The 11,883-nt window shown below is 34.7% G+C and carries 12 protein-coding genes; 4 read left to right on the forward strand and 8 right to left on the reverse strand.

The features are described 5' to 3' along the window. Window positions 1–16 precede the first annotated feature (16 nt). The 3 genes from H8R22_RS08230 to idi are packed head-to-tail and all read right to left on the reverse strand — an operon-like array spanning window position 17 to window position 1,442. On the reverse strand, window positions 17–472 hold the full coding sequence (locus tag H8R22_RS08230) for a peroxiredoxin (RefSeq protein WP_187009974.1): 456 nt from the start codon (window positions 470–472) through the stop codon (window positions 17–19). Then, window positions 472–882 (reverse strand): 6-pyruvoyl trahydropterin synthase family protein, encoded by a 411-nt coding sequence (locus H8R22_RS08235; RefSeq protein WP_187009975.1) that lies wholly within the window; start codon window positions 880–882, stop codon window positions 472–474. The genes H8R22_RS08230 and H8R22_RS08235 overlap by 1 nt, the downstream gene beginning before the upstream one ends. Window positions 883–914: 32 nt before the next feature. Further along, window positions 915–1,442 carry an isopentenyl-diphosphate Delta-isomerase gene (gene idi / locus H8R22_RS08240; protein ID WP_187009976.1) on the reverse strand — a complete coding sequence of 176 codons (528 nt, stop codon included), beginning with the start codon at window positions 1,440–1,442 and terminating at the stop codon, window positions 915–917. 332 nt (window positions 1,443–1,774) lie between these two features. Between idi and H8R22_RS08245 the strand changes: the two genes are divergently transcribed. Further along, window positions 1,775–3,082, forward strand: coding sequence for an amidohydrolase (locus H8R22_RS08245; protein ID WP_187009977.1), 1,308 nt, complete (start codon window positions 1,775–1,777; stop codon window positions 3,080–3,082). A gap of 85 nt (window positions 3,083–3,167) precedes the next feature. On the opposite strand, the gene H8R22_RS08250 is transcribed toward H8R22_RS08245, so the two are convergent. Further along, window positions 3,168–4,730 (reverse strand): NAD(P)/FAD-dependent oxidoreductase, encoded by a 1,563-nt coding sequence (locus tag H8R22_RS08250; protein WP_187009978.1) that lies wholly within the window; start codon window positions 4,728–4,730, stop codon window positions 3,168–3,170. Between the two features lie 154 nt (window positions 4,731–4,884). Here H8R22_RS08250 and H8R22_RS08255 point away from each other — a divergent pair, with 154 nt between their 5' ends. The 3 genes from H8R22_RS08255 (at window position 4,885) to H8R22_RS08265 (ending at window position 7,029) form a co-directional block, all read left to right on the forward strand. Next, window positions 4,885–5,127 (forward strand): hypothetical protein, encoded by a 243-nt coding sequence (locus H8R22_RS08255; protein ID WP_187009979.1) that lies wholly within the window; start codon window positions 4,885–4,887, stop codon window positions 5,125–5,127. A gap of 165 nt (window positions 5,128–5,292) precedes the next feature. Then, entirely contained in the window at window positions 5,293–6,048 is a 756-nt protein-coding gene (locus H8R22_RS08260; RefSeq protein WP_187009980.1) for a DUF547 domain-containing protein, read from the forward strand. A 72-nt stretch (window positions 6,049–6,120) separates the two neighbouring features. Then, complete coding sequence (locus H8R22_RS08265; RefSeq protein WP_187009981.1) at window positions 6,121–7,029, forward strand: 1-acyl-sn-glycerol-3-phosphate acyltransferase; 909 nt, start codon at window positions 6,121–6,123, stop codon at window positions 7,027–7,029. 1 nt (window position 7,030) lies between these two features. Here H8R22_RS08265 and H8R22_RS08270 read toward each other — a convergent pair whose 3' ends face one another. From H8R22_RS08270 to H8R22_RS08285, 4 genes are read right to left on the reverse strand one after another with little or no spacing between them, the layout of a single operon-like run. Next, window positions 7,031–8,059 carry a VOC family protein gene (locus H8R22_RS08270; RefSeq protein WP_187009982.1) on the reverse strand — a complete coding sequence of 343 codons (1,029 nt, stop codon included), beginning with the start codon at window positions 8,057–8,059 and terminating at the stop codon, window positions 7,031–7,033. A 9-nt stretch (window positions 8,060–8,068) separates the two neighbouring features. Then, window positions 8,069–8,863, reverse strand: a complete 795-nt coding sequence (locus H8R22_RS08275; protein WP_187009983.1) for an SDR family oxidoreductase — start codon at window positions 8,861–8,863, stop codon at window positions 8,069–8,071. Beyond that, window positions 8,853–9,557 (reverse strand): TIGR04283 family arsenosugar biosynthesis glycosyltransferase, encoded by a 705-nt coding sequence (locus H8R22_RS08280; protein WP_187009984.1) that lies wholly within the window; start codon window positions 9,555–9,557, stop codon window positions 8,853–8,855. Before H8R22_RS08280 ends, H8R22_RS08275 begins: the two co-directional genes overlap by 11 nt. Before the next feature lie 51 nt (window positions 9,558–9,608). Continuing rightward, window positions 9,609–11,804 (reverse strand): ATP-dependent DNA helicase RecQ, encoded by a 2,196-nt coding sequence (locus tag H8R22_RS08285; protein WP_187009985.1) that lies wholly within the window; start codon window positions 11,802–11,804, stop codon window positions 9,609–9,611. Window positions 11,805–11,883 lie beyond the last annotated feature (79 nt).

Here is an 11,883-nt window from a genome sequence, read left to right on the forward strand (position 1 = left end):
AAGCATTTCTCCTTTATCATACGCTTTTCTTCACTGCTCTAAGTGCTTTAGGTATATGATTTGCTGCCATGATATTATTAAAAATCATGATTATAATGCCATTTTTATCAGCAACATAGGTTACTCTACCGGGCAAAATACCAAATAGTGCTTTTGGAACTCCAAACATTTTTTGAATTTTTTTATCTTGATCAGATAAAAGAATAAAAGGTAATTTGTATTGTTGCTTGAATTTTTCATGAGAAGCAATGCCGTCACTACTTATACCAATAACTTCTGCACCTAAGTCTTTAAAATCCTGATATTTATCTCTAAAGTCGCAAGCCTGCGCAGTACATTGTGACGTATTATCTTTTGGATAAAAATAAATTACTACCACCTTTTCTCCAACTATGGATGTACTCTCAAACACAGTACCATCAACTTTTATCGCCGTAAAATTGGGGATTTTATCACCTACTTTTAATGCCATTATAGTCCTTTATAGGTTACAAAATTTCTTGGAGTTTCAAATAAAACTACTTCTAAATCATACTTGTTTTCGATTTTAGCTCGAAGTTTATTCCAAATAACAACCACGATATTTTCTGCTGTTGGATTCAAATCTTGAAAATCAGCAACATCTAAATTGAGATTTTTATGATCAAATTTATTTTCCACCTCTTCTTTTATCAAATCTGCTAGGATTTTAACATCCATCACAAAACCCGTCTCTGGGTCTATCTCACCAGTTACATTAACAATTAACTCGTAATTGTGTCCATGATAATTAGGATTGTTGCATTTGCCAAAAATTAGATCATTTTTTTCGAATGTCCAATCTTTTCTATATAAGCGATGCGCTGCATTAAAATGTGCTTTTCTACTAATTGTAACCCTCATATTATTTTGTTGTATTTAAAATTAGGGATACCCTAAATTTTATGATCTTCTAAATAGTGGTAAAACTCGTCAAATATAATTTTAAACCAAACCGTGTATAGCTCTGGAGAAATGATCATATCTTGTTTGATTTGATCAATACCCATCCATTTCCAATTCTCAACTTCCTCTGGATTAATTATTGGCTCATCGTTGCAATATCCAATCATAACATGATCTAACTCATGTTCCGTTAAACCATTGTCAAATGGTGCTTTATAAATAAAATGAAAAAGTTCTTTGAGCTCTGCCCTAAAACCCATTTCTTCATAGAGTCTCCGACTTCCTGCCTCTATATTTGTCTCACCAGCACGTTGATGGCTACAACAAGTATTAGTCCAAAGTAGTGGTGAATGATACTTATGATGCGCTCTTTGCTGTAACATTATTTCGTTTTTACTATTTAAAATAAAAACAGAAAATGCACGGTGTAAAACTGCTTTCTCATGAGCCTCAAGCTTTGGCATTAAGCCAATTTGCTCGTCTTGCTCGTTTACTAAAATTACGTTTTCTTCTATCATATTTAGGTTTAGCAGAACAAAAATACAAAAAAAAGACGGACAACAGAGCGGGCTTTAACGTTCTCTTTCATATTGTTTATACCCAATACCAATCAATAGTGGGAACTTAACCTTATTGGTTTTGCCTACTCTTTTAAACTTTTTGGTACCATACAGCTATTTTTATCTATCGAAAATTATCCACAATATTGTGTACAACGCAAAAAAATAATGTATTTCAGCTGCCACAAACTCTTCTTTTTACACTATTAAGCGCTATAGCGCATATGATTTTCAGTATATTTGTGTAGTTCTCGAACTAGTACTGTTCCATAATCAAGTATAACCATAACATGAAACAAACAATCTTTAGAAGTATCGTTTTATTATCATTTTGCTCTTCAATTGCTCAAAATACAGCATTAAAGACCAAAATTAATTCAAAGTCAGAATCATTAGAATCCAAAGTAATTGAATGGCGAAGAGACTTCCACAAAAACCCAGAGCTTGGTAATCGAGAGTTTAAAACAGCCGAGAAAATAGCTGCTCACCTACGATCTTTAGGTATGGAGGTTCAAACTGGAATTGCTAAAACTGGAGTTGTTGGAATACTAAAAGGAGGAAAACCAGGACCAGTAGTAGCACTTAGAGCAGATATAGATGCTTTACCAGTTAAGGAAAGAGTCGATATTCCCTTTGCATCAAAACAAGAAGGGGAATACAATGGTCAAAAGGTCAATATTATGCATGCTTGTGGGCACGACACGCATATTGCCATGTTAATGGGTACTGCAGAAGTTTTAGCATCGATTCAAAAAGAGCTAAAAGGAACCGTAAAATTTATTTTTCAGCCGGCAGAAGAAGGAGCTCCAGATGGTGAAGAAGGAGGAGCCGAATTAATGGTTAAAGAAGGTGTTTTGAGCAATCCTAAAGTTGATGTGATTTTTGGATTGCACATCAATGCACAAACCGAAGTAGGAACAATAAAATACCGTCCAGAAGGAACTATGGCTGCTTCGGATTGGTTTAAAATAAAAATTACAGGTAAACAAACGCATGGTGCTTATCCTTGGTTAGGAATTGACCCAATTGTTACTGCATCTCAAATCGTTCTTGGTTTACAAACTATTATTAGTAGAAATCTAAACATAGCCGAAACTGGAGCTGTCGTTAGTGTTGGAAAAATTGATGCAGGTGTCCGAAGCAATGTTATCCCTGAAGAACTCAATATGTATGGAACCATTAGAACCTTAGACAGTAAAGTACAAGACATGATTCATAAAAGAGTGAAAGAAGTTGTAAGTTCAATTGCCGAGAGCGCTGGAGCAAAAGCCGACATAGTAATTACAAAACAAACTCTCGTAACCTACAACGATCCTAATTTGACTGAAAAAATGTTACCGACTTTAAAAGCAGTAGCTGGAAAAGACAAAGTACTTCTTACTCCCGCAGTTATGGGAGCGGAAGATTTTTCGTTTTACCAAGATAAAATTCCAGGACTTTACTTTTTTTTAGGAGGAGCCCCTAAAGGAAAACCTATTAGTGAAACTGCACCACATCACACTCCTGATTTTTATATTGACGAAAGTGGATTCGTTTTGGGAGTAAAGACTATGGCAAATCTAACAGTAGATTACATGGAAATGCAGACTAAAAAATAGATTTTAAAACAAGAATACCTCTTTTTATTTAAAATCAGAACCAAAACAAACTTTACAAGCCTCCAATACTGTTTCAATTGGAGGCTTATATGTTTAATGAAGCAGCAATCATTTGCGCACATTTCTCTCCATCAATAGCTGCAGAAATTATTCCGCCCGCGTACCCTGCTCCTTCTCCACAAGGATAAAACCCTTTTATTTGCAGATGCTCATAGGTTAAAGGATCTCTAGGAATACGAACTGGGGATGACGTCCTAGATTCTGGCGCATGTAAAATAGCCTCATTTGTTAAATAGCCACGCATTGATTTACCAAATTCCGTAAAACCCTCTCTCAATATTTGCGTTAGAAAACCAGGAAACACTTGACCCAATTCTACTGAGGTCGTTCCAGGAACATAGGAAGTCTTAGGAATATCTGTTGAAATTTTTGATTTTGTAAAATCGATCATTCTCTGAGCAGGTACTTTTTGAGTTTCTCCCGCAAGGTGCCACGCTTTTTGCTCGATACTTTTTTGAAATTCTAAGCCTGCCAGTGCACCATGATTTGCAAATGGTTTGAAATCGTCCAATTTTAATTCGACAACAATTCCTGAGTTCGCAGTAGCTTGATCTCTTTTTGAAGGCGACCAGCCATTAGTTACCACTTCGCCAGGACTAGTAGCACATGGCGCAATTATCCCTCCAGGGCACATACAAAAAGAGTACATTCCCCTACCTCCTACTTGCTTAACAATACTGTAAGGAGCAGGCGGCAATAATTCTCCTCTATAATCACAACTGTACTGGATACTGTCTATTAATGATTGTGGATGCTCTGCCCTAACTCCTAGAGCAAAAGGTTTTGCTTCAATAAAAACTTTTTTTCTGTCTAATAGTTCAAAAATATCTCGTGCTGAATGTCCTGTGGCTAATATCAGTTTGTTAGCAAGGATCGTTTCCCCTTTGTGAGTTACAACACCTTCAATTTCATTATTTTTGATCACTATATCAGTGACTCTCGTTTCAAATAAAACAAGCCCACCACACTCAATAATTTTTTCGCGAATATCTTGGATAATTTGAGGTAATTTATTCGTACCAATATGCGGATGCGCGTCTACCAAAATATCAGGCGTTGCCCCATAGGCTACTAATAATTCTAAAATTCGGGTGACATCGCCTCTTTTTTTAGAACGAGTATATAATTTACCATCTGAATACGTTCCCGCACCACCTTCACCAAAACAATAATTAGAATCTTCGTCGACAATGTGATCTACATTAATTGCTTTTAGATCGCGACGACGACCTCTAACTTCTTTCCCACGTTCGACTACTATTGGTTTTAAACCTAATTCAATTAATTGCAAAGCAGCAAACAATCCGGCAGGACCTGCACCTACTACAATTACCTCTTGTTTCGTACTTACATTAGGATAATCCGGTAGCTGAATCTTTTCTTCATGAAATAACTCTCCTTTTAAGTAAATCAATACTTTCAAATTAATCTTAATTGCTTTTTGACGCGCATCAATAGATCGTTTCAAAATAACGACTTGCTGGATATCTACGGATTGTACTTTTAATTGCTTCCCTAGGTATTCTTTCAGCAAAATTTCATTTGCAGCAACCTCAGGTGTTACTTGTAGCAGGAGTTCTTGAGCCATTTTCTTTGTAGTAATTCTATTATTTGTTTTTTGAATATCGGAAAACAAGATGCAAAAATACTATTTTAGTGTGGATTTCATTCTTAGTTTTAGGCCTTTTAGTTTTTGAGGCACTAAACTTTGTAACTTTGCATATAAAACAGTTTCAAATACCATGTCTAGACAAATAAAATTAATTTGGGATTTTCGAGGACCCGCATCAGCAAAAACAGCTGAACATCATGAGGTACATCTTAAGGAATACATTGCAATAGAAAAGCTACCCTTAAATATAACTGGTTTCGAAATCAAAGACGAGATGCTAGCAATCGCTTTTATGGTTGTGACCGATGACAACATGATACAAGTTCGAGATGCCTTAAAACCTCATCGTGGAGAAATTTATTTAGAAAAATAGCATTTTAAATATAGTACCTGATTAATCAAGAGGAATTCTGGTAATAAACTACAATCACTAGCCGTTTATATGAGATTGTAATAAAAGTTAATATTTTCCCATTTAAAGATCGACGAAAACTATTAAACGTAAATTACGTACATAGAATAAACGAAACATTTTATCATGAAAAAATTACTAGCTATACTACTGCTCTTAACTGTGCAGTTTGGTTTTTCGCAAACCACTGACTACATCGCTATCTCAAAAAAATTAGTTGAAGCTGCAAAAGCCAAAAACATTAAAGAGGCAACAGGTTATATGGATTTAATCGCTAAAGCCGATGAAAACACATTAATCAAACAATTAGAAGGCGATACCGCTAAAAAAGCATTCTTTATTAATGTCTATAATGGTTTTACAAATATCTCTTTACGTAAAGACCCAGAACAATATAAAGATCGAGGTGCTTTTTTTAAATCAGAGCAATTTGTAATTGCAGGAAACAAGGTGAGTCTGGACATAATCGAACATGGCTTTCTAAGAAGATCTAGTATTAAATGGAGTTTAGGCACGTTACACAAACTATTCCCCTCTAAATTAGATAGAAAATTCCGCGTAAAAGATGTAGATTATCGTATTCATTTCAGTTTAAACTGTGGAGCAAAAAGTTGTCCTCCTGTGGGAATGTATGATGCTAAAAATTTAGATAAACAGTTAGATGCTTCGACGGATAAATATCTAAAAGCGAATACTACCTACACTAAAGACAAAAACAACCTAGTTGTTCCTGCCCTAATGAGCTGGTTTAGAGGTGACTTTGGCTGTAAAAAAGGAGTTATTAAAATAGCTAAACAATTTAATATCATACCAAATGATGTTAAACCTGATTTAGATTACAAAGATTATGATTGGACTATCGATTTAAATAATTTTTTATAAATCGTTACTTATACAAACCTCAACAAAACATTTAATTTGTATTCATTTTTTAAAATTGGCGCTAAAATAGCAATGCGAATATACTGCAGTAAAACTGTAGTTAATTTTAATACAAATACTTCTTATAATTATCCAAAAATAATTGGGGCTAATCACTCCAATTCTTTTTTTGATGCAATAGTGATAGCAGTCAATTATCCTAAACCCATTTATTTTTTGGCCAGAGGAGATGCCTTTAACAGCCCTTTAATTGCAAAGGTCCTTACTGCATTACATCTTATACCTATTTACAGATTAACTGAAGGAAAAAACAATTTAGGAAAAAACGAGGACACTTTTAAACGATGTATTGAGCTTCTAAAACAAAACCAGACTATTTTGATTTTTTCAGAAGGCCTATGTGTAAATGAATGGAGATTAAGACCCTTAAAAAAAGGAACAGCTCGATTGGCTTTACTTGCACATCAAGAGGGCGTACCTAATTTAAGAATTCAACCTACAAATTTAAATTACTCTTCCTTTACAAGCAATCCAAAGGAAGTACTGGTAAATTTTAATTCCGAGTTTGGTCCTACAAAGGATTCTACAGCAAAGGTATCTGAGTTTTATTCTCAATTTAATCTACAACTAAAACAAGGCTTAGAAAACAATTTAGTAATTCAATTAGAAAAAAAGGAAATTCACTTGTTTGAAAATCGTGCTACAATTACTAAAAAAGTTTTACTCGCTTTGCCAGCTTTATTAGGATATCTACTGAATAGAAGTATTTATATCATTTTTAAAAATATAGCCCATAAAAAAACCAAAAATACCGTTTTTTATGACTCGGTTCTTTTTGGTTTATTGCTTCTATTTTATCCACTTATTGTGCTGATTATTGCTGCAGTCACTGGTATAATATTCAATTTATATGTAGCGATGCTTGTGTTTATATCCTTTCCAATATCAGCGTGGACTTATTCACAATACAAAGCTATCTAAATTATTTTACTTTACTTAAAGCCAACATTTTTATCATCCAATTAGGCAGTGGTTTTTCTTTATTTCTTTTCTGTAAATCCAAAAACCAACCTATTTTTTTCAAGATAGGAACTTTATGTGTTTCTACTAACTCTATTAATGTTCCGTCAGGATCTTCGACATAACAGAATCTCCCTGAAGCATTATCCATCTCAAAAGTATTATTACTATCTACCGTAAAAAAGCACTGTTGCTTTTCGGCGTGGACCTTAAGACTTTTCATATCTAAAACATCAAAACAAAGATGTATAAAACCACAATCTCCCCAATAACGGTTTTCATAGATTTTCTTAGCTTCTTTACTCTTAAGTTGCACCAATTCGATTGTAACATCTCCTAGTAATTTATTGAAGGCACCTTTACCTGTGGCTCTTTTTTGCAATCCTACTTTACGGTATAATAAATCATCTACAGTATATTCAAAATCATATAGAATTGTATCTATACCTAAAACATTTTGGTAAAAAAGCATTGATTTTTCCATATTACTTACTCCAATAACACCACCCACTACTCCTCCTAAATCATGTTTCCCTGTTTGAAACCAATCGCTTGAAGTAATAATTTTAAAGGTGTTGCTATTACCATCAGTAACCCAAAAATAAGCACCACTGTGCTTACAATTTATAACATCCCAAACTGTTACTCCTTCTACCTTTTTTAATCTTTGATGAGACGCCTCAATATTGGTTGATTTCAGAATAACTGCGTTTATACCTAAATCTCCCATTTCAATTGGCGCTGACTCTTGAGGAATACGATCTAAGTATTGCCATATCTCAAAACCGCCTCCTCCTTGGAGATTCATAGTTAAAATTGCTCTTCTGTTAAATATCGTTCCACCGGTATACTGTGTCATTAAATTAGCTTTCGCCTGGTCGTCAAAAATCAACACGTCCATGCCAAATAAGTGTTTGTATGTGTGCATTGCTGCAACGGCATTAGTAACCCCTATTCCCACTTGTTGAATTCCTGATAAAAAATGATGCATAAGCTAATATTATTTGTTCTGTAATCCTTTGTAGTGCGCAATTTTATAATACAGCGAAGGCACAAACCACCACAACCAGAACAAAATGCGTTCTGCCTTAACAATGATAATTGATTTTTTGTTCGAGCGCAATCCTTTTATAATTTTTTTTGCGCAAATAGTAACATCCATCCCTACCTCATTATTTTCATCGGTTGCCCCATACTGCTTTCCATCGCCCACAAGAGCATTTTTTGAAATGTTAGTATTTATTCTACCCGGATATACGAGAGAAAGGGTAATATTGGTTTTAAACAATTCACATTGCAACGTCTCTAAATATCCTTTAATGGCATGCTTAGATGCTGCATATCCTGAACGTAAGGGAAAACCAATAAGTCCTGCGATACTACTGATAACAGTCATACTACCACTATTATTCTTTTTAAAGTAAGGTAAAATTGCTTGGGTAATTGCTACTGGTGCAAAGTAATTAATATCCATCAACTTTTTGTACACATCCATTGTTGTGTCATTTGCTAATGATCGCTGACTAATACCTGCGCTCTGAATTACATAATCGATACGTCCTTCTAGCGATACTGCTTTATCAACTAAAACACTAATAGCATCCAATTCTAAAAGATTGTAAGGTAAAATATGGACAGGAGTTGATTTCAATTCTAATTTCACATCTTCTAGGGAAACTATATTAGAAGAGGTTAGAATGAGAATTGCCTCTTGTTGTGCTAATTGAATGGCTAATTCTTTTCCAATCCCTGAAGAGGCGCCAGTAATCCAAACCACTTTATTTTTAAAATGCATTTTTTCTGTACCTTAAAAGTTCTTTGTATTTAGCTATCATTGCCATTTGAGACGCGCCATTTTTATACATCCTGACCACTTGTAAGTTGGCTAATTGAACTGTAAGCCAGGAGTTTTCTTCATATTTCCGAGCTGAAATTATAGTAGCTTTAGGAATTAATTTGAAAGAACCTTGCTTCCATAAACGAGCAATGTAGTCATAATCCTCCATGATTACCATCTCTTCCTTATACCCTCCAATTTGATCCCATAAAATTTTTGTCACAAAAATACCTTGATCACCTCCTCTAAAAAAAAGGTAATTGAACCGTGTAAAAAAAGCATTAACTTTTAGTAACACACTAGAGCTATCAAACTTGGTTCTAAAACTCCCACAATTATAACCTTTCTGAATAGCATCATTAATTAGATTATAAGAGGAATGGGTTGGAGCGCTATCTGCGTGTAGAAAAAAATACACATCACCTAAGGCGTTTTTGGCGCCGTGATTCATTTGTCCCGCGCGACCTTTAACTGGAGAAAGGACTGTTTTTGCGCCAAGACTTTTAGCTATTGCGACAGTTTGATCTGTACTGCCGCCATCAGAAACTATAATTTCAACATTGTTACTTACTAGATTGCGTTGGAGAAATTCGATTGTATTTCGAATAATCGCTGCTTCGTTGTAGGTGGGAATAATAATACTTAAAACCATAGAGTGTTCTAAAAATAAAGAAATGATGAAAAAAATTAAAAATTGAATTACTTAATTAGCTACTTCGCTAATAAATTTAATACGCATGAATCGCAATTCATCAATATCGTAATCTCCTTCAAATTCTTTTAATGCATCTTCAATTTTATCAGTCGCAGACTCCATAAAATAGTCATGAATTTCTTCTTGTTGGTCATCGTCGAGCATATCATCAACCCAGTACTTTATATTAAGTTTTGTACCTGAATATACTATTTGCTCCATCTCTTTAATAAGAGCATCCATTGTAAGTCCTTTTGCTTTTGCAATATCATCAAGAGATAACTTGCGATCGATATTTTGAATAATGTAAAGTTTATTGACTGAGTTTGTTCCTGTAGATTTCACCACAAGATCATCAGGTCTAAAAATATCGTTCTCCTCTACATATTTACTAATGAGTGCAATGAATTCTGCACCATATTTTTTTGCTTTTCCTTCTCCAACTCCGTGTATATTGATTAATTCAATTTGGGAAATAGGATATTTTAAAGCCATATCTTCTAGCGAAGGTTCTTGAAAAACGACGAATGGTGGCACACCTAGTTTTTTAGCAACTTTTTTGCGCAAATCACGAAGCATATCCATCAAAACCTCATCTACTGCACCTGTAGACTTAGCAGCTGTCACAATCGCTTCATCACCTATTTCATTGTATTCATGATCCTCAGACATCATAAAGGAGGATGGATTTTCGATAAAATCAAGTCCCTTTTTGGTGATTTTTACAATACCGTAGGTTTCTATGTCCTTAGATAAAAAACCCGAAACTAGCACTTGCCTAAGCAATGCCATCCAATATTTTTCATCATGACTTGCACCACAACCAAAAAATGATTGAACATCTGTTCTATGCGCTTTAATCACAGCGTTAACTCTTCCTATCAGTGTAAAAACAATTTCTTTTGATTTATAGATATGTTTAGTATCACGTACCACTTTTAGCAATTGCACAACCTGATCCTGTGCTTCTATTTTAGTTTTTGGATTACGAACATTGTCATCCATGTCTGCACCGTCGCCATTTTCGCCATCAAATTCTTCTCCAAAGTAGTGGAGTAAAAACTTTCTTCTAGACATTGACGTTTCTGCGTAAGCAACTACCTCTTGCAATAAAGCAAAACCTATTTCTTGCTCAGCAACAGGTTTTCCTGACATAAACTTCTCTAGCTTTTCTACATCTTTATAGGAATAGTAGGCTAGGCAATGTCCTTCTCCACCATCACGACCAGCGCGACCTGTTTCTTGATAATAACTTTCGAGCGATTTTGGTATATCATGATGTATCACAAAACGAACATCGGGCTTGTCAATTCCCATTCCAAACGCAATCGTGGCAACAACAACCTCAACATCTTCCATCAAAAACATGTCTTGGTGTTTAGCTCGCGTTTTAGCATCTAGACCGGCATGATACGGCACAGCGCTAATACCGTTTACCTGTAAAACTTCGGCAACAGCCTCTACTTTTTTACGGCTTAAACAGTAGATAATACCAGATTTCCCTTTGTGCTGTTTGATAAAACGAATGATATCCGACTCTATATTTTTTGTCTTTGTACGAACTTCATAATACAAATTAGGTCTATTGAACGAAGCCTTAAATGTTTTAGCATTTACCATATCCAAATTCTTCAAGATATCCTCTTGTACTTTTGGAGTTGCAGTTGCAGTAAGCCCTATAATGGGTATATCACCCAATTGCTTTATAATATTTTTTAAATTCCTGTATTCTGGTCTAAAATCGTGTCCCCACTCTGAAATACAGTGCGCTTCATCTATAGCAACAAAAGAGATGGTAACATTTTTTAAAAACTGAACATTTTCCTCTTTGGTTAAGGATTCTGGAGCCACATATAGCAACTTAGTCAAACCTGAGGTTATGTCTTTTTTAACTTGAGTAATTTCCGTTTTTGTGAGAGAGGAGTTCAATACATGTGCAACACCGTTCTCTGAAGACAAACTTCTAATGGCATCAACCTGGTTTTTCATTAAAGCAATAAGAGGCGAAACAACGATTGCGGTTCCTTCTTTTGTTAGAGCTGGTAGCTGATAGCAGAGCGACTTCCCACCGCCTGTTGGCATGATAACAAAAGTATTTTGTCCAGCCAACAAACTTTGGATCACTTGTTCCTGCAATCCCTTAAATTGGCTAAAGCCAAAATATTTCTTTAATTCTTTATGGATATCAATTTCGTTTGAATTCATTCTTTATTATAATGGTATTTTGTATAAATTTGCACCACATAAAGATACTAATTTCTTTCACACACACAAATTTTTAAAT

Source organism: Flavobacterium kayseriense, assembly GCF_014305095.1.
GTDB lineage: Bacteria > Bacteroidota > Bacteroidia > Flavobacteriales > Flavobacteriaceae > Flavobacterium > Flavobacterium kayseriense.